General features: G+C 63.2%; 17 protein-coding genes. 12 read left to right on the top strand and 5 right to left on the bottom strand.

The annotated features are described in order from the left end of the window. Position 1: 1 nt before the first annotated feature. Positions 2 to 469: an SRPBCC domain-containing protein gene (locus tag AN189_RS00310; RefSeq protein ID WP_253279517.1), complete on the bottom strand. Its 468-nt coding sequence runs from the start codon at positions 467 to 469 to the stop codon at positions 2 to 4. Further along, the gene (locus AN189_RS00305) at positions 459 to 800 is read right to left on the bottom strand and encodes a helix-turn-helix transcriptional regulator (protein ID WP_157057326.1); all 342 of its coding nucleotides are present in this window, start codon (positions 798 to 800) and stop codon (positions 459 to 461) included. Before AN189_RS00305 ends, AN189_RS00310 begins: the two co-directional genes overlap by 11 nt. 84 nt (positions 801 to 884) lie before the next feature. Between AN189_RS00305 and mutL the strand changes: the two genes are divergently transcribed. From mutL to AN189_RS00265, 8 genes are all read left to right on the top strand, one after another. Continuing rightward, positions 885 to 2705, top strand: coding sequence for a DNA mismatch repair endonuclease MutL (gene mutL / locus AN189_RS00300; RefSeq protein WP_056029287.1), 1821 nt, complete (start codon positions 885 to 887; stop codon positions 2703 to 2705). Continuing rightward, on the top strand, positions 2702 to 3949 hold the full coding sequence (locus tag AN189_RS00295; RefSeq protein WP_056029283.1) for a DNA recombination protein RmuC: 1248 nt from the start codon (positions 2702 to 2704) through the stop codon (positions 3947 to 3949). Before mutL ends, AN189_RS00295 begins: the two co-directional genes overlap by 4 nt. Before the next feature lie 27 nt (positions 3950 to 3976). Next, positions 3977 to 4366: a hypothetical protein gene (locus tag AN189_RS00290; RefSeq protein ID WP_056029279.1), complete on the top strand. Its 390-nt coding sequence runs from the start codon at positions 3977 to 3979 to the stop codon at positions 4364 to 4366. Between the two features lie 86 nt (positions 4367 to 4452). Next, on the top strand, positions 4453 to 5751 hold the full coding sequence (locus AN189_RS00285) for an NAD(P)/FAD-dependent oxidoreductase (protein WP_056029276.1): 1299 nt from the start codon (positions 4453 to 4455) through the stop codon (positions 5749 to 5751). Beyond that, positions 5748 to 6500, top strand: coding sequence for a DUF1365 domain-containing protein (locus tag AN189_RS00280; RefSeq protein WP_056029272.1), 753 nt, complete (start codon positions 5748 to 5750; stop codon positions 6498 to 6500). Before AN189_RS00285 ends, AN189_RS00280 begins: the two co-directional genes overlap by 4 nt. Next, positions 6500 to 7741 carry an MFS transporter gene (locus tag AN189_RS00275; RefSeq protein WP_056029270.1) on the top strand — a complete coding sequence of 414 codons (1242 nt, stop codon included), beginning with the start codon at positions 6500 to 6502 and terminating at the stop codon, positions 7739 to 7741. Before AN189_RS00280 ends, AN189_RS00275 begins: the two co-directional genes overlap by 1 nt. 23 nt (positions 7742 to 7764) lie before the next feature. Beyond that, a complete protein-coding gene (locus AN189_RS00270) occupies positions 7765 to 8499 on the top strand; it encodes an SDR family oxidoreductase (protein WP_056029267.1) in 735 nt (244 codons plus the stop codon). Positions 8500 to 8661: 162 nt separating this feature from the next. Then, on the top strand, positions 8662 to 9300 hold the full coding sequence (locus AN189_RS00265; RefSeq protein ID WP_172794823.1) for a hypothetical protein: 639 nt from the start codon (positions 8662 to 8664) through the stop codon (positions 9298 to 9300). Positions 9301 to 9360: 60 nt separating this feature from the next. On the opposite strand, the gene AN189_RS00260 is transcribed toward AN189_RS00265, so the two are convergent. Both AN189_RS00260 and AN189_RS00255 read right to left on the bottom strand, forming a co-directional pair. Further along, a complete protein-coding gene (locus tag AN189_RS00260; RefSeq protein WP_056029262.1) occupies positions 9361 to 10410 on the bottom strand; it encodes a saccharopine dehydrogenase in 1050 nt (349 codons plus the stop codon). A gap of 57 nt (positions 10411 to 10467) precedes the next feature. Beyond that, a complete protein-coding gene (locus tag AN189_RS00255; protein WP_056029259.1) occupies positions 10468 to 11112 on the bottom strand; it encodes a histidine phosphatase family protein in 645 nt (214 codons plus the stop codon). A 128-nt stretch (positions 11113 to 11240) separates the two neighbouring features. Between AN189_RS00255 and recQ the strand changes: the two genes are divergently transcribed. Continuing rightward, positions 11241 to 13280 (top strand): DNA helicase RecQ, encoded by a 2040-nt coding sequence (gene recQ, locus AN189_RS00250; RefSeq protein ID WP_056029256.1) that lies wholly within the window; start codon positions 11241 to 11243, stop codon positions 13278 to 13280. On the opposite strand, the gene AN189_RS00245 is transcribed toward recQ, so the two are convergent. Continuing rightward, positions 13277 to 13894 (bottom strand): glutathione S-transferase family protein, encoded by a 618-nt coding sequence (locus AN189_RS00245; RefSeq protein ID WP_056029253.1) that lies wholly within the window; start codon positions 13892 to 13894, stop codon positions 13277 to 13279. The genes recQ and AN189_RS00245 overlap by 4 nt on opposite strands. A gap of 72 nt (positions 13895 to 13966) precedes the next feature. Between AN189_RS00245 and AN189_RS00240 the strand changes: the two genes are divergently transcribed. The 3 genes from AN189_RS00240 (at position 13967) to fdhF (ending at position 18366) form a co-directional block, all read left to right on the top strand. After that, the gene (locus AN189_RS00240) at positions 13967 to 14650 is read left to right on the top strand and encodes a YafY family protein (protein WP_056029250.1); all 684 of its coding nucleotides are present in this window, start codon (positions 13967 to 13969) and stop codon (positions 14648 to 14650) included. Between the two features lie 72 nt (positions 14651 to 14722). Next, positions 14723 to 15496 (top strand): peroxide stress protein YaaA, encoded by a 774-nt coding sequence (yaaA, locus tag AN189_RS00235; RefSeq protein ID WP_056029247.1) that lies wholly within the window; start codon positions 14723 to 14725, stop codon positions 15494 to 15496. Between the two features lie 98 nt (positions 15497 to 15594). After that, positions 15595 to 18366 (top strand): formate dehydrogenase subunit alpha, encoded by a 2772-nt coding sequence (gene fdhF / locus AN189_RS00230; RefSeq protein ID WP_056029244.1) that lies wholly within the window; start codon positions 15595 to 15597, stop codon positions 18364 to 18366. The last annotated feature ends 212 nt before the right edge of the window (positions 18367 to 18578 follow it).

The raw sequence follows: 18578 nt of genomic DNA, 5'->3' as shown, positions 1-18578 counted from the left end.
TTCAGGCGGACACAGCAGCGTCAAGGCCGGCATAACTTCCTTCCATGCCGGTCTGGATGCCCATGTCCATCAACATCTGCCGCGTTTCGGCATCGGGCAGGGTCATCGTCATGGTCATCAACGTGCCGCTGCCCTGCGCTTCAAACACCGTTTCGATCCGGTTGTCTGGTGTCGGGTCCGGGAACAACATGCGTTCGACGTGCAGGATGCGCCGACCGGGGTCCAGTTCCATGAACGTGCCGGTAATGGCAAAGCTGTCGTTGTCAGGCCCGTTGTAGCGATAGGTGAATTCACCGCCGACCCGCGCATCCACGCTGATCGTGTCGATGGTCCAGCCGTCTGACCCGATCATCCATTTGCGGATGATCTGGGGGTCGATATGCGCGCGGTACACCAGCGACGGCGGGGCTGCAAAGTGGCGGGTCGCGACGATCTGCGTGTCCCCCACCAAGGTCAGTTCAAGGGTCATGGGTCTCATCCTCCAGTTCGGCCAAGACGGCATCAAGTCGGTCGTATTGCGCGCTCAATGTCTTGCGCAATTGGGTCAGCCAGGCGTCCAGCGCGGCCAGGGATTCAGGTGCCAACCGGCACGGTCGGCGCGCACCATCGACCCGTTGCACGACGATGCCCGCGTCTGTCAGCACACGGATGTGGCGTGAAATGGCGGGTTGCGACACGTCGAACGGGGCGGCCAATTCGCCGACCGTGCATTCGCCCGATGCAAGGCGATCGACGATCCGAAGGCGGATCGGATCAGCGAGTGCGGCCAGCACGGCGGGGTTGAGCGATTCGATTAACATATTTGTTATATAACATGGATCGTATGTTTTGTCCTTGAATTCGCCCCTCGCAGAATCAACCGTTTTGATGCTATCTCTTGTGGCATGACAGTGACTTCACCCCAGATACAGACACCAGCCACACCCGTGATCCGCCAGCTGGATGACGCCGCAATCAACCGGATCGCGGCAGGCGAGGTCGTGGAACGGCCCGCGTCGGCGGTCAAGGAACTGGTCGAGAACGCGATTGATGCCGGTGCCACGCGGATTGATGTGACCATCGCGGATGGTGGCAAGACCTTGATCCGCGTCAGCGATGACGGCTGCGGCATGACGGCTGCGGATTTGCCGCTGGCCTTGTCGCGGCATGCCACGTCAAAGATTGACGGTAGTGATCTGCTCAATATCCATTCGTTCGGTTTTCGGGGCGAGGCGCTGCCATCGCTGGGTGCGGTCGGGCGGCTGACCATCACGTCCCGTTGCGGTGACGAGGGGTCCAGCATCCGCGTCGCAGGTGGACGCATGGACCCTGTCAGGCCCGCAGGCCATCCGGGCGGCACACAGGTCGATCTGGCGGATCTGTTCTATGCCACGCCCGCGCGCCTGAAATTCCTGCGCAGTGACCGGGCCGAAACGCAGGCAATCACCGATGTGATCAAACGCCTGTCGATGGCGGAACCGTTCATCACGTTCATTCTGCGCGACAGCAGCAACGGCGAGGCGCGCACGCTCTACCGCGCGGATGCGGAAACCGGCGACATGTTCGACGCGCTGCACCGCCGTCTGCGGGCCGCCATCGGGCGCGATTTTGCCGATAATGCGTTGCGGCTGGACGCGGAACGCGATGGGTTTCACCTGACCGGCTACGCGGCGCTGCCGACCTTTTCCAAGGGGGCTGCCGTCGCGCAATACCTGTGTGTCAACGGTCGCCCGGTGCGGGACAAGATGCTGCTGGGCGCATTGCGCGCGGCCTACATGGACGTGATGTCGCGCGACCGGCATCCGGTGGCCTGTCTGTTTATCGACTGCGATCCCACGCTGGTCGACGTCAACGTGCACCCTGCGAAATCCGAGGTGCGGTTTCGCGATCCGGCCGTCGTGCGCGGTCTGATCGTCAGCGGAATCCGTCATGCATTGGCCGAGGCCGGGCATCGGTCGTCCACCACCGTCAGCACGGCGACCTTAGGGGCGATGACGCCCGTGACCGAACCGCGCGTTTACCAGATGGACCGTCCGACGCCGCGCTTTACCGCGCAAAACATGACGTTTCAGTCCGGCTTTGCGGAAATACCGTCGGCCCGGATTGATCCGGTCCCGGACACGCCAGAGACCATCGCGGACGAGGCCCGGCCGCTGGGGGCGGCGCGGGCGCAACTTCATGAAAACTATATCCTGTCGCAAACCGCCGACGGTCTGGTGATCGTGGATGCCCATGCCGCGCATGAACGGCTGGTTTACGAACGGCTCAAGGCGCAGATGCGCGACAACGGGGTGACGGCGCAGGCGCTGTTGATCCCTGAAATCGTCGAACTGACACCCGGAGAGGCGGATCTGCTGCTGTCGCAGGCCGATGATCTGGCGCGTCTGGGGCTGGGAATCGAACCCTTTGGCGGCGGCGCTGTGGCCGTGCGCGAAACACCCGCCATCCTTGGGACGGTGGATGCGCGTCGCCTGGTGCTGGACGTGCTGGACGAATTGCAGGACGGCGGCGACACCGGATCCCTCAAGGCGCGGATCGACGCGATCCTCAGCCGGGTGGCCTGTCACGGGTCGGTGCGCACGGGACGCCGCATGTCTGCGCCAGAGATGAACGCCCTCCTGCGCGAGATGGAGGCAACGCCGCTGTCGGGACAATGCAACCACGGGCGCCCGACATCGGTGACATTGTCGATGACCGACATCGAACGGCTGTTCGGCCGCACGTGATCCAGATGGGTGACACGCAGTTTGCGTTGGATGATCCGCGTCTGTGGGCGGCGGCTGCGGCGTTGCTGCTGTTGGCGGCACTCTTTGCGCTGCTGATCGCCACCGTGCGCCGGGCCGGACGGTCGGGACAGGCGGTGGATGCGCTGTCAGGTCAGGTCGGGCAATTATCGGGGTTCATGCAGACGCTGGCCGAAAATCAGGCACGCCTTGGCGAAAACCTGCGCACCGTGTCCGACAGCCAGACCGCCGGTCAGGCCCGCATCATGCAGACCATGGAACAGCGCCTGGCCGAGGTGAATGCGCAGGTCGCCGAACGATTGGCCGACAACGCGCTGCGGTCCGCACGCAGTCTGGCCGACCTGCAGGAACGGATGAAGGACACGCTGGCGGGCAGTTCGGAAAAATCGACCAAGCAGTTGGCTGCGTTGCAAGAGCGTCTGGCCACCATTGATCGCGCGCAAAGCAATATCGAAAAACTGTCGGGCGACGTGCTGTCGCTACAGGACATTCTGTCGAACAAGCAGACGCGCGGGGCCTTTGGTGAAATCCAGCTGACCGATATCGTGAGCAAGGCGCTGCCTGCCGACAGCTATGCCCTGCAAGCCACGCTATCGAACGGGAAACGTGCGGATTGCCTGATCCATCTGCCCAACCCGCCGGGACCCATCGTGGTGGATGCGAAATTCCCGCTGGAAGCCTACGAGGCGCTGACCCGCGCCGAGACCCGCGCAGAGCAGGACGCAGCGCTGAAGGGATTGGCGGCAGCGGTCCGGGTCCACATCAAGGCGATTGCCGAGAAATACATCATCGCTGGCGAAACGGCGGATGGTGCCATCATGTTCCTGCCGTCAGAGGCCGTCTATGCAGAGCTGCACGCCCGCCTGCCTGCCGTGGTGCGTGACGGCTTTGACGCGCGGGTCTGGATCGTGTCCCCGACCACCTGCATGGCGACGCTGAACACCATGCGCGCCATTCTCAAGGACGCACGCATGCGTGAACAGACGGGGGCAATCCGCAAGAGCCTGAAACAGCTGCACCGCGACGTGCAGCTGATCGGCGATCGGGCGGGCAAGCTGGAAACGCATCTGCGGCAGGCAGGCGAAGATGTATCCGGAATCCTGACGGCCGCGACGCGGGCCGGCAAACGCGCCGACAGGCTGGACAATTTCGATTTTGAGGAACTGGCAGCACAGGCGCAGGCGCCATTGCCCCTTGCGGCCAATGGTTCTGACGGCCAAGACTGACGCCAAGACGACAAAAGGACACCATAGATGTTTTCCCGCCTGATGATCCTCGGCAGTCTTGGACTGGCCGCCTGCACGAATCCGATGAACCCCGCGCCGTTTTCGGATGGTGTTTCGCAATCGGGCATAGCCCTGACCGAAGCCTTTGGCGACACGCCACTGGATGACGGCCCGATCCGTATTCTGGTTCAGGACGCCGATCCTTTGCAGGTGATGCGCACCTTCACGCTGGCACCCTGCCGCAACAACACCGAGGTCTGCGGCGGGTCCGAGAATGGCCCCGTCGGCCAGTCGTCCATCATCGACGGTCAATACGTCGTCGCGAACGCCTATCCGGGGCTGACGTTCTTTCTGGATCGCAACGGTGACGGGTTTCTGCAAGAGCGCGGCCAGATGATCCCGCTGGCCTGGGACTGACCTGCGACAATTCATACGCACTGCCCTGCAACTGATCTGCGCTACGTATCGTGGCTCTGACGACATTGACCACGACGGAGACTGCAATGACCCTGCCCAGAATAGCCCCCACGCCGCGTCGCATCGCGGTGATCGGCGCTGGTATATCCGGCATGGGTGCCGCACATGCATTGGCCCGTGATCATCATGTGACCCTGTTCGAAGCGGCGAAGCGGCTGGGCGGTCATGCCCGCACACGGATGGCCGGACCGCAGGCGGATACGCCTGTCGACACCGGGTTCATCGTGTTCAACCATGCGAATTATCCGAACCTTGTCGGTTTGTTCGATGAGCTGGGTGTCGATACCGTCGAAAGCAACATGAGCTTTGGCGCATCTTTCGACGGGGGGCGTCTGGAATATGCGCTGCATTCGCTGGATGCCCTGTTTGCGCAGCGACGCAACGCGGCCAACCCGAAATTCCTGCGGATGGTGCGCGACATCCTGCATTTCAACAAACACGGTCTGGCCGCCGCACAGGACACCAGCCTGACCATCGCCGGCCTGCTGAAAAAGCTGCGCCTGTCGGATTATTTCCGTGACCATTACCTGACGCCGTTTTCCGGTGCGATCTGGTCGACGCCCAAGGAAAAGATCCTCGATTTTCCGGCCCATGCGCTGCTGACGTTTTTTGACAATCACGCGCTGCTTAACACACATGGCCAGCACCAGTGGTACACCGTCGCGGGCGGCAGTCAGCAATATGTGGCCAAACTGGGTGCCGACATGGCAAAGCGCGGTGTGGACCTGCGCCTTGGGGCCGGTGTGCAGGGTGTCCGGCGCACGGACGGCGCGGTGCAGGTGCGGGCCATCGGCGCAGAGTGGGAAACGTTTGACGAGGTTGTGTTCGCCACCCATTCCGACGATACGCTGGCCTTGCTGGCGGATGCCAGTGCCGAAGAGGCCGCGACCCTAAGTGCCGTGCGTTACCAGGGGAACCGTGTCGTGCTGCATTCGGACACCGCGATCATGCCCCAGCGCCGCAAGGTCTGGGCGTCCTGGATCTATACCGAGGCCGCGAACAAGCGGTCCGATCAAATTGACCTGACCTACTGGATGAACAGCCTGCAACCCTGGCTGACCGGTCAGGACTACATGGTGACACTGAACACGACCCGCACGATCCGCGAGGACCTGATCTGGGACGAAACCAACCTGCGTCATCCGGTCTATGATACCGCCGCACTTGCCGCGCAAAAGGATGCAGCACGCATGAACGGGACCAACAACACCTGGTTTTGTGGTGCATGGATGCGGAACGGGTTCCACGAGGATGGCCTTGCCAGCGCCTATGACGTGGTTGACCAGCTGAATGCCGCCCATACCCGACGGATCGCGGCAGAGTGACAGGCATTCAGCATATCCCGGGTCAGACCTATCACGGTCGCAAAGGGGCTGTGAAAAACGCCTTTCGCTATTCCATCGACTACGTGATGTGCGATGCCGAGGCCGATGTGACGGGCCCCGGTCTGTTCGGGCGCAACCGGCGCGGCCTGATGTCCCTGTGGGACGCGGACCATGGCGGCGTCGTGCAGCAGGGCAGCGGTGCCGCCTGGGTCCGCCAGACGTTGGCGGCGGCTGAACTGGATGGGATCTCCGACATCTATCTGCTGGCGCAGCCGCGCGTGCTTGGCCATGTGTTCAACCCGGTGTCGTTCTGGCTTTGCCATGACGCGGGCGGCGTGCTGCGCGTCGTGATCGCAGAGGTCGGCAATACCTTTGGCGACCGGCATTGCTATCTGTGCCACCACGACGATCTGGCCCCCATCACCGGGCGCGATGCGCTGCACGCCCGCAAGGTTTTCCATGTCTCGCCGTTCCAGCCGATTGCCGGGGACTATACCTTTCATTTCGACATCACGGCGGATGCGGTCGATATCCGGATCGATTACGGGCGCGATGCGGGTGGTTTGATCGCGACGCTGCAGGGACCCCGGCTGCCACTGACCAATCGCGGTATTCTGGCCGCCGCCTTGCGCCGGCCCTTCGGATCGCGGCGCGTGCTGGCACTGATCCACTGGCAGGCGTTGAAGCTGTGGTGGAAGGGTGCCACCTTTCGCCCATGGACGCCGCCACCCAAGGATGATGTCACCTGATGAACGCCTGGTCCCAGCGCCTGCCTGCCTATGCGTTGTTCGCCGCGATCATCAACGCGGCCGGACTGCCGATCTATATCTATGCACCCAAATATTATGCCGACACCTACGGTGTCAGCCTGACCGCACTTGGCGCCCTGTTGGCTGCGCTGCGGCTGGTGGATGTGGTGCAGGACCCCGCACTGGGGTGGGTCAGCGAGAGATTGGACAAGGGCAAGCGTCTGGCCGTGACCGCGGGGGTTCTGGTGCTGGCGCTGGCCATGCTGGGGCTGTTCGCCGTGGCACCGCCCATTGCCCCGCTGTGGTGGTTCGGACTGACCGTTACGGCGTTGTTCAGCGCCTTCAGCTTTTTGACGATCAATTTCTACGCACAGGGCGTGGCCAAGGCCGGACCGGGGGATGATGGTCACGTCCGGCTGGCCGCCTGGCGCGAAAGCGGTGGTCTGCTGGGGATCTGCATTGCCGCCATTGCGCCCACCGCCCTGATGGGGCTGGTCGATGCGCCATTTGCCGTGTTTGCGTTCTGGTTTGCGGGACTGGCGGTCGTCGCCGCCATCGTGATGTGGCCCGAATGGAAGGGCCGCACCCAGGCCGAAACCACGCCGATCCGCACCATCCTGTCGGACGAGATCACCCGCCGTCTGCTGTTGCTGGCACTGGTCAATGCGACCCCGCTGGCGGTGTCGTCCACTTTGTTTTTGTTCTTTGTCGAAAGCCGGTTGCAGGCACCCGGCTGGGAAGGACCGCTGCTGGTGCTGTTCTTTCTTGCGGCGGCATTGTCATCGCCGGCATGGTCTGCCGCCGCGCGGCGCTGGGGGGCCAAGCGCGTCTTGCTGGTGGCGATGGTCCTGGCGGTGCTGTCGTTTGGCTATACCCTGACGCTGGGGGCCGGTGACAAGGTGGCATTCGCCGTGGTCTGCGTGCTGTCGGGTGCGTCCATCGGGGCCGACCTGACATTGCTGCCTGCGCTGTTCGCGCGTCGCATGGCGCGGGTGTCGCCAAATGGCGGTCAGGGTTTCGGTTTGTGGAGTCTGGTGAACAAGCTGACGCTGGCCTTTGCCGCAGCGGCCCTGTTGCCCTTGTTGGAACAGGCCGGGTTTCGGTCCACGGGCGACAGTCCCGACAGCGCGCTTGTGCTGCTGACATGGCTCTATGCGGGGGTGCCATGCGGGTTGAAACTGCTGGCGATCGCGCTTTTGGCGCGGCTGTCGCTTGAGGACCCGCAGCGCGACCCTATCTGACCTCTAACGCAGAGGAGAAAGATATGAGTGACTGGCAGGGCAAACGGTATTGGTTGGTCGGCGCATCCGAAGGGCTGGGCCGCGCGCTGGCGCATCAGCTGTCCAAGGTCGGGGCCGAGGTGATCGTATCCGCCCGGTCCGAAGACAGGCTCAGGGATCTGGTGGCCGAACTGCCGGGCAAGGCGTCATATGTGACGGTCGATGTGGCGGACCTGGGTTCCGTTCAGGCGGCGGCCGAACAGGTTGGGCAGATCGACGGCATGGTCTATCTGGCCGGTGTCTATTGGCCGATGGCGGCGGGCGAATGGGATCAGGAAAAGGCCGATACCATGGCCACGGTCAATTTCCTGGGCGCGCAGCGCTGTGTGGGTGCCGTGATCGGCGACATGACCGCGCGGGACGCAGGCCATATCGTTCTGACCTCTTCGCTGACGGCCTACAGGGGGCTGCCGGGATCCATCGGATATACCTCGTCCAAGGCGGCGATCCTGTCGATGGCGGAATGCCTGCACGCGGATCTGCGCAAGACGGGTGTCAGGGTGCAGGTCGCCAACCCCGGTTTCATCAAGACACGCCTGACCGACAAGAATGATTTTTCGATGCCCCAGATCATGGAGCCCGAAGAGGCCGCCCGCGAGATGTTCGAACTGATGGACAGCGCGAATTTCAAAAAGACATTTCCGCGCTTCCTCGGGTCGATCTTTCGGCTGGGGCAGTTCTTGCCCGACGCGCTCTATTATCCGATTTTCGGTCGCTGAAACGGCCCGAGAGACGCGTAGGGCGGTTTTTGTAGAAACGAATCACAACCCAAGGCAGAGTTATCGTGCCCGAACCGGGCGCAATTTACTCTGACTTGGGAGATCGGCATGCATTTCGATGATATCACCAGTGTAATTGGTAAAGACGCGTTTTCACGTGCGATGTTTCAACCCGACCTGTTGGTCGAGGCGGTGCAGACCTATCTGCATGCCGACAGGCCGGGCGAGCCACCCGAGGGCGCCGAGGCGCTGATCGAGAAAATCATCGGGGATTTCCGGCTCGATCCTGGCGCTGAGGCCGGGATTGATTTCAAGGCGATCCCGGATGTGGGGGAGGCGCAGTCGCTGTTGTTGTCCTATCTGCACCTGACGCTTTACGACGGGTTGCAGGACGATGTTGACGGACCATCGGTGCGCCGTGCGCTGCGGGTGCTGCCCGATAGTGCGTCGGCGGGGACCGCCCTGCGCAAGGATATTCTGACCGCCGTCCAAGAGATGGAAAGCGCGGAAGGTCTGGTCAAATCAATCGCGGCACGCGCTGAAAAAGACGACCAGTTCCGCGAGGCGCTGGAGGCGAGCCGCGATTGTGTCGCGCAAGCGATCGAGGATCTCAACCGGTCGTTCAACGGTCTGCCACCGGGCGCGAAGGGCAAAAGCCTGTCGGCTGCTGCTGCGGCCGGTGCCACGGTGGTCACGATCACCTTTCTGTGCCCCGGTTGGTTTTTCCTGCTGTGTATTCTGGTTTTTATCGTCGTCGCCGGCGTCTTGATCCTTGTGTCCCGCAGGCGGCGCAGGCGCTGATGGCCACGTCTGGGGGCGCTGCCCCCGGACCCCCGGGATATTTCGAAAACAGCGCAGGGATCAGCGGCGGCTGATCGCCCGGTCAAAGATCTGTGCGGCGCGCGCCCAGACGTCGCTGTCCGGAAGGGCGGCCAGGTGCGGCAAAAGCTGGTCTGCAAAGTCCTGCGAGGATTCCAGCGGCATCAGGGATGGCAGGTTGTCGATGGCGGTGACATCCAGCTGCGGATCATCGTGCACCCGCAGCGCGGGGGTGTCCCATGTGGTGACGCGGTCATAGACCTTGATCGGGGAAAAATCGCTGTCGGGGTCGCAGGCGATATCACCGATGACGCGCAATCTGCGCGCAGCCGTTCTGGTCGAGGCGGGCACAAAAACCGGCGTGCCGGGCCGCGCGAGGATGCAATTGAGAAACAGGTCGTGGGTCAGCACCTGCGGAAAGGGGCCGCCGTGCGCGGTTTCTTCGATATCCCAGCGGGTGGTGGCGACACCCATTTCGCGGCACAGATCCGCAGCACCGGTGCCGACCCGTCCCTTGGCCCCGATGATCAGGGCGGTCGGGCGCTGGGTTCCGAGCGTGACAAGGTCGCTTTGCAGGTCTGCCAGCAGATGCGCGGCTGAAGGGACGGCGCGGATCGGACCCATGTCGTGGCCGCGCTGCTGCGCAATCCAGCACATCAACGACACGGCCGCGCCAGCATAGCCTGCCCAGTAGCCGAATGCGGCAACGCGTCGGTTCTGGTCATCGGTCAGGTATTCAAGATCGAGCAGCGTGCCGCCACCGGCCCTGAACCTGTCCAGCAGGCGCAGACCGTCCGGTTGACCCTTGAACGCATGGCCGAACATGATGTGGCGATGGCGGAGGGGGGTGCCGTCGGCGGGCAATTCCTTGAGCCCGAAGATCAGCGCATCTTCGGGCGCGTCGGTCCAGGCACCGGCAGGCGCGATATCTGCCCCGGTCGCCGCATAGTCGGCCGTTGGCACGATGCGGTCGGGTGAATCCTCGACCGTGACGTGCACACCCGCCGCGATCAGCTGGGCCACGCCCTGTGGCATGATGCCGACCCGTGCCTCGTGATCGCGGGATTCGGCGCGCACCCAGAGATGTGTCATGTCGGCAGTCCTTTTTCGTGAGCGTTGCGGTTCAGGTCAGCGGGCGCGGAACGCGCGTCAATAGAACGTGCGATTGTCGGCGCGGTCCGCGGTGTCGAGATGCGGCACACTGTTGAAACTGACCAGCAGCGGGCCGTGGTCGGTGACGTGGATCCTGTGGACCGAGGTATTGAAGATCGGCAGGGCAATCCGCGCCATCTGCGGTATGTCCAGCCCCAGGATGTCGGACACCGCCTGCGCGATGATCCCCCCGGACGAGACGCACAGCACACGCTTGCCAGGCTGGGCGGCCATATCCATCACGTCGCGCACACGGTCGCGAAAGGTGTCATAGGTTTCCGCACCACCGATCTCGCCCTTGCGCCATGCCGTCAGGGTGGCCGGAAAGCGGGTCACGAAATCACTGGGGTCGTGGGCACCTGATCCGTGGACGCGGGTCATCTCGTCCGTCAGGTCATAGTAGGCGATTTCGTTCAGGCGTGGGTCGCGGTCGGCATCCGGGTATCCCAGATTGGTCAGCGTTTCGCGCTGGCGGCGCAGCGTCCCGGACAGCACGACGTCATAGGGGCGGTCGTGGTCGCGCATCCAGTCGCCCAGCCACTTGGCCTGTTGGTGGCCGAGGTCAGACAGACGGTCATAGTCCGCCTCGTTCGTGGCTGCGGAATTGGCCTGCCCGTGCCGGACCAGTGTGATTTCGCCCATGTCGGTCTCCTTTGCGGTGATTGGGTAGGCGAGCGGGCGGCGATTGGCAACGGTCGCGGGCGCGGGGCGCTTGTTTACCGATTCTTCATGTGGAATGAAGCACCCTCAGGCACGGTTGGGGGCAGACGATGCAAGCGGCACATATCCTGCGGGATGTCTTTGGGTTCGATGGCTTTCGCCCCGGCCAGGAAGAGATCGTGGATGCTGTCGTCGCGGGTCAGAACACGCTGGCGATCATGCCGACGGGTGGTGGTAAATCGCTGTGTTTTCAGTTGCCCGCGATGGTGCGACCGGGTGTCACCGTCGTCATTTCGCCACTGATTGCGCTGATGCGTGACCAGGTGCGCGGCCTGCGTGAGGCGGGGGTCGCCGCTGGCGCGCTGACCTCTGGCAATACAGAGGAAGAAACCGACGCCGTCTGGCAGGCCCTGGCGGATGGATCGCTGAAACTGCTGTACATGGCCCCTGAACGGCTGGCGTCATTCGGCACCCAGCGGATGCTGCGCGAGGCGGGCGTCAGCCTGATCGCGGTGGACGAGGCGCATTGTGTCAGCCAGTGGGGGCATGATTTCAGGCCCGACTACCTGCGGATCGGCGAACTGCGTGAAACACTGGATGTGCCCCTGGCGGCATTCACCGCGACCGCAGATGCCGAAACACGCGAAGAAATCGTGCAGAAACTGTTCGGCGGGGTGCAGCCGCAGTCGTTTCTGCGCGGGTTTGACCGGCCCAACATTCATCTGGCCTTTGCGGTCAAGGACGGGCCACGGGCGCAGATCCTGAACTTTGCCGCTGCCCGCAAGGGGCAGTCGGGGATTGTCTATTGCGGCACGCGGGCCAAGACGGAAACGCTGGCACAGGCGCTGGGGCAGGCAGGACATTCGGCCTGCGCCTATCACGGCGGGATGGAGGCCGAGGCGCGGCGCGACATCGAACGGCGGTTCCAGCAAGAGGACGGCTTGATCGTCTGCGCCACGATTGCCTTTGGCATGGGGATCGACAAGCCGGACATCAGGTGGGTCGCCCATGCCGACCTGCCAAAGTCGATCGAGAGCTATTACCAGGAAATCGGTCGCGCTGGGCGCGATGGTGCTGCGGCCGAGACGCTGACGCTCTATGGGCCGGACGATGTGCGCTATCGCCGGCAGCAGATCGACGAAGGCTTGGCCCCACCTGAACGGCGTGCGGCCGATCATGGCCGGTTGAACGCGCTGCTGGGGCTGGCCGAGGCGCAGGTGTGCCGTCGTCAGAACCTGTTGCGCTACTTTGGCGAGGACCCGCAGCCCTGCGGCAATTGCGATTTGTGTGACACCCCGGCAGAGGTGTTCGACGCCACGACGCCCGTGCGCATGGCCCTGTCCGCGGCGTTGCGCACCGAGGAATGGTTTGGCGCGGGTCACCTGATCGACATCGTGATGGGTGCCGATACGGCGAAGATCCGCGAGCGCGGGCATGATGCGCTTCCGACATTCGGCGTCGGGCGCGAATTTTCCAAACGCCAATGGCAGGCGATTTTCCGGCAGATGATGGGGCTGGATCTGTTCCGCCCCGATCCTGCGCGGCACGGCGCATTGCGGATGACCGATGCCGCACTGCCGATCCTGCGGGGCGAGGCGCAGATCACCCTGCGCCGCGATACGGTGCAGGCGGCCAAGTTCAGCCCCGCAGTCCGCCAGATGGTATCCGAAGAGGATGCGCCGCTGCTGTCCGCGCTCAAGGCAAAGCGCCGCGCGTTGGCAGAGGCGGCTGGCGGCCCGGCTTATATCATTTTCAACGACAAGACGCTGATCGAAATGGCGGAACGCAAACCCCGCACGCTGGATCAGATGGCCGGCATCAGCGGCGTCGGCGCGAAAAAGCTGGACAGCTACGGCCGTGCGTTCCTCGAGGTGATCGCGGGGGCCGTCGAACAGGTGCACCCCGCGCGGATGAAACTGGCCGGGCGGGCAGAGGGCGCGGTCTATGACCGGTTGCTGGCCGTGCAGGCTGACCTGCAACGCGGCCCGGACGGTGCGGACAAGCCGATGTCCTGCACGGCTGCGCAACTGGCCAAGGTGGCACAGCTGCGCAGCCCCGATGCGGATGCGCTGGCCCGGCTGATCGGCGAACGCCATGCGCAGCGGTTTGGTACCGCCTTCCTGGCGGTCCTGGCCGAGGGTGTGGATTAACCCGCCTTGGTGCCGGGCATCAGGCGGGCATCATATTCCTGGGCCGCGCGATAGGCTGACCGATCTGTGCAGCGCGCCAGCCAGTCCTGCACGACCTGTTCCGTCGGCGCAAAGGACGGCAACCAGTCAAAAGGCGAGCTGACCAGCAGGTCCACGGCGGTGAACCTGTCACCCAACAGATAGGGCTGGTCGGTGAGCGCGTTGATAAGTGCATCGCTCATCTCGGCCTTGCCACGGAAATTGGCATGCAGACCGGGGTGATCCAGACCCAGCAGCGTCGTGACCATTATCGGCTCGATCACGGCGCCATAGTAGGCCAGCCAGGACAGATACGCGCCGCGTGCAGGGTCACCCGGTGCTGGAGCCAGTGCGCTGGGGAACAGTTCCGTCAAATACTGGATAATCGCGCCGCGTTCGCGGATCGTGACGCCATCGTGGACCAGCAGGGGGACCTTGCCTTCGGGATGCGGATTGGCGGGATCGGTGGCACCTGCGCCGTCCTGGCGGGCGACGTCCACGACGCGCACATTCACTTGGTCCAGCGCATTCAGTTCGATCAGCAGTTGGATGATTCCAGAGGAACGGGTGTAGGGGGCATGATAGAGGGTCAACATCGGTTTTTCCTTTCAGGGTTGCGATGCAGCCTGAATAGGGGAACACTCCTGCCAGTTTCCGTCAGGATGTTCATGGCCCGCACCGATCGCTTGTTTCGCCTGCTCGATACCCTGCGGCGTCTGCCGCAGCCGGTGACTGCCGCGCGGCTGGCCGATGAAACGGGGGTTTCTGAGCGCACGCTGTATCGTGATATCGACACTCTGCGCGCGGGTGGTGCCCTGATTGATGGTGCGCCGGGCTATGGCTATACCCTGACCGAGGATTCGGCCTTGCCACCCCAGACCTTTACCCGCGAGGAAATCGAGGCGCTGTTGCTGGGACTGGCAGAGGTGCCGCACCGCGGTGACCGTGCGCTGGCGCAGGCTGCGGAAACAGCACTTGGCAAGATCATCGCCGCGTTGCCCGACCGCCAGCAACGCCAGGCGCAGCATGCTGCCGTGATGGTGCGGCGCGCGGAACGACCTGCCGCACCACTGGCTGACCTGTCGTTGATCCGGGCGGCGATCTGGGACGAAACGGCGGTCAGGATCAGCTATGTGGACGCGACAGGCACCCCGTCAGACCGGCGTATCCTGCCGCTTGCGACCGTCTATGTTGATCGCGGGGTCATGATCCTGGCGTGGTGTGTTCTCCGGCAGGACTTTCGCAAGTTCATGGCGGACCGCATTCAGGATGTTTCGGCAACAGACGAAAGTTTCCGCCCTCGCCGCACCGCGCTGCTGCGGGATTACGTGGCGATCCTGACGGCGCGGTAGGATGCGACACGCCGCCGGGTGGCGCCCGGTGGCTGGGATGCTACAACGTCGCGCACACTGTCCGGAGGTCCCATGCTCGTCACGCTCTCGCCCGCCAAATCGCTCAACCTTGATCCCGTCGATGTCACCCCGACGCAACCTGCGTTTCAGGCCGACGCCGTGCGGCTGGCCAAGACGATGCGCGGCCAGACGTTGGGCGATCTGCGCAAACTGATGAGCATTTCGGACGACCTTGCGCGGTTGAACCGTGACCGGTTCAAGGCCTTTGCCGACGACCCGGCAGCGGATGCGGTGAAACCCGCGGCGCTGGCGTTCGATGGTGACACCTATCAGGGGCTAGAGGCGAAAACGCTGTCACAGGACGATCTGGCCTTTGCGCAGGAATGCCTGTGCATTCTGTCTGGTCTGTACGGTGTGTTGCGCCCGCTGGATGCGATCCAGCCCTACCGGCTGGAAATGGGCAGTCGGCTGAAAACGCGGCGTGGCGCGAACCTCTATGATTACTGGGGCGATACGATTGCCAAGGCACTGAATGCCCGTGCGGACGAACGTGGCACCGATGCGCTGCTGAATTGCGCCAGTCAGGAATATTTCAATGCAGCCCAGACGCCCGCACTGAAACTGCGGGTCATCACGCCCAAGTTCCTTGAGGTAAAGGACGACCGCCCGCGCATGGTCAGCTTTTTCGCGAAACGCGCGCGCGGTGCGATGGCGCGTTACGTGGTGGAAAACCGTCTGACTGCAATCGACGATGTCAAAGGGTTCAACAGCGGTGGCTATGCCTATGACCCCGATCTGTCAGAGGGTGACACCTGGGCGTTCGTGCGGGATTATCCGACCCAATAGGGCAAACTGGCGCAAAAAATCGGCAATCTGTCGTCTGTGTCATGTGACGGGGTGCGATCCACGCGCTAGGGTCGGTTCAACACCGATGGAGCGACCCGATGACTGATACGATCACCTTTACCCTCGATGGCCAGCGGGTCGAGGCCGCCGCCGGTCAGACCATCTGGGAAGTCGCGCATGGCCGCGGTTTGGTGATCCCGCACCTGTGTTTCAAGGATGCCGCCAGTTACCGCCCGGACGGCAATTGTCGGGCCTGCATGGTGGCCGTTGACGGGGAAAAAAACCTTGTGGCGTCCTGCCTGCGCACGCCGACCGAGGGTATGGTCGTCACGACTGATCAGCCGCGCGAACGGCAGGCCCGGCGCATGGTGATGGAACTGCTGGTCGCCGATCAGCCTGCGCAGGATGTGGCACACGACAGATCCAGCCACCTGTGGGACATGGCGCAGGCCGAGGGCGTGACCACGTCGCGGTTCCCGGCCAAGGATCTGGATCACGTGCCGCTGCTGGATGACAGCCATGTGGCGATGCGCGTGAATCTGGATGCCTGTATCCAGTGCAACCTGTGTGTCCGCGCCTGCCGCGAGGTGCAGGTCAACGACGTGATCGGCATGGCCTGGCGTGGGCATGACGCCTATCCGGTCTTCGACATGGACGACCCGATGGGGGACAGCACCTGTGTGGCCTGCGGGGAATGTGTGCAGGCCTGCCCGACCGGTGCCCTGATGGAGGCCAGCGTCGTCGATACCGCCCAGGTCGGTGACCGCAAGGATTTTGACAAGGAGGTCGTCAGCGTCTGCCCGTTTTGCGGGGTCGGCTGCCAGATCAGCCTCAAGGTCAAGGACGGCAAGATCAAATATGTCGAAGGGCTCGACGGTCCTGCCAACCAGAACCGGCTGTGCGTCAAGGGGCGTTTCGGGTTCGATTACATCAACCACCCGCATCGTCTGACGAAACCGCTGATCCGTCGCGATGATGCGCCTGCCAAGGGGATGAACGTCGATCCCGGCAATTACCGCGACGTGTTCCGCGAGGCGACCTGGGAAGAGGCGATGGACCGTGCGGCGGGCGGGCTGTCCGCGCTGCGCGACAGCCACGGCGGGCAGAGCGTCGCGGGCTTTGGGTCTGCGAAATGCAGCAACGAAGAAGCCTATCTGTTCCAGAAACTGATCCGGCAGGGGTTCGGCCACAACAACGTCGATCACTGCACGCGGCTGTGCCATGCGTCATCCGTTGCGGCGCTGATGGAAAACGTAGGCTCTGGCGGCGTCACCGCGACGTTCAACGAGATTGAAAACGCTGACGTGGCGATCGTGATCGGGGCGAACCCTGTCGAAAACCATCCCGTCGCGGCCACCTATTTCAAGCAGTTCGCAGCGCGCGGCGGCAAGCTGATCGTGATGGACCCGCGCGGTCAGGCGTTGAAACGGCACGCATCGCACATGTTGCAGTTCAAACCGGGCACCGATGTCGCGATGCTGAACGCCATCTGCAACGTGATCGTCACCGAAGGGCTGTTCGATGCGCAATATATCGACGGCTATACCGAAAACTGGGACGCAGAGCGCGAACACCTGAAACGGTTCACGCCAGAGGCGATGTCAGAGATCTGCGGCATCGACGCCGATGCGCTGCGCGATGTGGCGCGGACCTTTGCCGGGGCGCAATCGGCGATGATCTTTTGGGGCATGGGCATCAGCCAACACACCTATGGCACCGACAATTCGCGTTGCCTGATCTCGCTCGCGCTGATGACGGGGCAGATCGGCCGACCCGGCACCGGGCTGCATCCGTTGCGCGGTCAGAACAACGTGCAGGGTGCGTCTGATGCAGGTCTTATTCCGATGTATCTGCCGGATTACCAGTCGGTCACCAGCGCCGAGGTGCGCGCCAGTTTCGACGCGCTGTGGGGTGCTGGCACCGTTGCCGCTGAAAAGGGCCTGACCGTGACGGAAATCCTGCAAGGCATCCACGACGGCCATATCAAGGGCATGTTCATCCAAGGCGAAAACCCGGCCATGTCAGACCCGGATCTGGACCACGCCCGTGCCGGTCTGGCGATGCTGGATCATCTGGTGGTGCAGGACATTTTCCTGACCGAAACCGCGAATTTCGCGGATGTGATCCTGCCTGCCTCGGCCTTTGCCGAAAAAACCGGGACAGTGACCAACACCAACCGTCAGGTGCAGATGGGGCGTCCCGCCGTCCCGCCACCGGGCGAGGCGCGCGAGGATTGGCGCATCCTGATCGACATGGGCCAGCGGCTGGGGCTGGACTGGACCTATACCCACCCGCGCGACGTCTATGCCGAAATGGCCAGCACAATGCCGTCATTGAACCACATCAGTTGGGAACGGCTGGAAAACGAGGCCGTCACATATCCGACCAGCGGTCCGGACGACCCCGGCCAGCCAATCCTGTTTGCCGATGGATTTCCCCGTGAAGGCGGTCGTGCGCGATTCACCCCTGCGGATGTGATCGCGCCGGACGAACAGCCGGATGCGGAATATCCCATGGTTCTGACCACCGGACGGCAGTTGGAACATTGGCATACGGGGGCAATGACCCGCCGCGCGACGGTGCTTGATGCGGTGGAACCGCAGGCGAACTGTTCCTTGCATCCGCATACGTTGCGCGATCTGGGGGTCGAGGCCGGCGGATATGTGACCCTGTCCACCCGTCGCGGCCGTATCACCGTCATGGCACGTGCGGATCGGGCGGTGGCCCGCGACATGGTGTTTTTGCCATTTGCCTATGTCGAAGCGGCGGCCAACCTGCTGACGAATCCCGCGATCGATCCCGACGGCAAGATCCCCGAATTCAAATACGCGGCCGTGCGCGTCGAAAAGGCGTCACAGGCGGCCGGGTAACCAGAAGGCGTGTTTTAGTTCCATCACAAAGTCGAAACCTGCCCGGTTCGCGTGAACACGTTTCTGTGTTTCCTGTAATAATTTGTTTTTATTAGTAAAAAATATCACGCGATTGTGGGGTGTGGCTGTGATGAAACAGGTGCCCCGTAGCCGTGTCCAAATGGCCGGGTGGGTCTCGAACTTTTGTCGCGCGTGGGCATTTAACCCCGACA

Source organism: Loktanella sp. 3ANDIMAR09, assembly GCF_001420005.1.
Classification (GTDB): Bacteria; Pseudomonadota; Alphaproteobacteria; order Rhodobacterales; family Rhodobacteraceae; genus Loktanella.
This window is presented reverse-complemented; position numbering and strand designations above follow the sequence as displayed.

Coding starts and splice junctions, on each gene's coding strand:
- AN189_RS00265 (WP_172794823.1), top strand. CDS start 8,662: ATGTTTCAACCCGACCTGTTGGTCGAGGCGGTGCAGACCTATCTGCAT.
- AN189_RS00255 (WP_056029259.1), bottom strand. CDS start 11,112: ATGGGCGAAATCACACTGGTCCGGCACGGGCAGGCCAATTCCGCAGCC.
- AN189_RS00305 (WP_157057326.1), bottom strand. CDS start 800: ATGTTAATCGAATCGCTCAACCCCGCCGTGCTGGCCGCACTCGCTGAT.
- recQ (WP_056029256.1), top strand. CDS start 11,241: ATGCAAGCGGCACATATCCTGCGGGATGTCTTTGGGTTCGATGGCTTT.
- AN189_RS00275 (WP_056029270.1), top strand. CDS start 6,500: ATGAACGCCTGGTCCCAGCGCCTGCCTGCCTATGCGTTGTTCGCCGCG.
- AN189_RS00260 (WP_056029262.1), bottom strand. CDS start 10,410: ATGACACATCTCTGGGTGCGCGCCGAATCCCGCGATCACGAGGCACGG.
- AN189_RS00270 (WP_056029267.1), top strand. CDS start 7,765: ATGAGTGACTGGCAGGGCAAACGGTATTGGTTGGTCGGCGCATCCGAA.
- AN189_RS00240 (WP_056029250.1), top strand. CDS start 13,967: ATGGCCCGCACCGATCGCTTGTTTCGCCTGCTCGATACCCTGCGGCGT.
- AN189_RS00245 (WP_056029253.1), bottom strand. CDS start 13,894: ATGTTGACCCTCTATCATGCCCCCTACACCCGTTCCTCTGGAATCATC.
- yaaA (WP_056029247.1), top strand. CDS start 14,723: ATGCTCGTCACGCTCTCGCCCGCCAAATCGCTCAACCTTGATCCCGTC.
- fdhF (WP_056029244.1), top strand. CDS start 15,595: ATGACTGATACGATCACCTTTACCCTCGATGGCCAGCGGGTCGAGGCC.
- mutL (WP_056029287.1), top strand. CDS start 885: ATGACAGTGACTTCACCCCAGATACAGACACCAGCCACACCCGTGATC.
- AN189_RS00290 (WP_056029279.1), top strand. CDS start 3,977: ATGTTTTCCCGCCTGATGATCCTCGGCAGTCTTGGACTGGCCGCCTGC.
- AN189_RS00310 (WP_253279517.1), bottom strand. CDS start 469: ATGACCCTTGAACTGACCTTGGTGGGGGACACGCAGATCGTCGCGACC.
- AN189_RS00285 (WP_056029276.1), top strand. CDS start 4,453: ATGACCCTGCCCAGAATAGCCCCCACGCCGCGTCGCATCGCGGTGATC.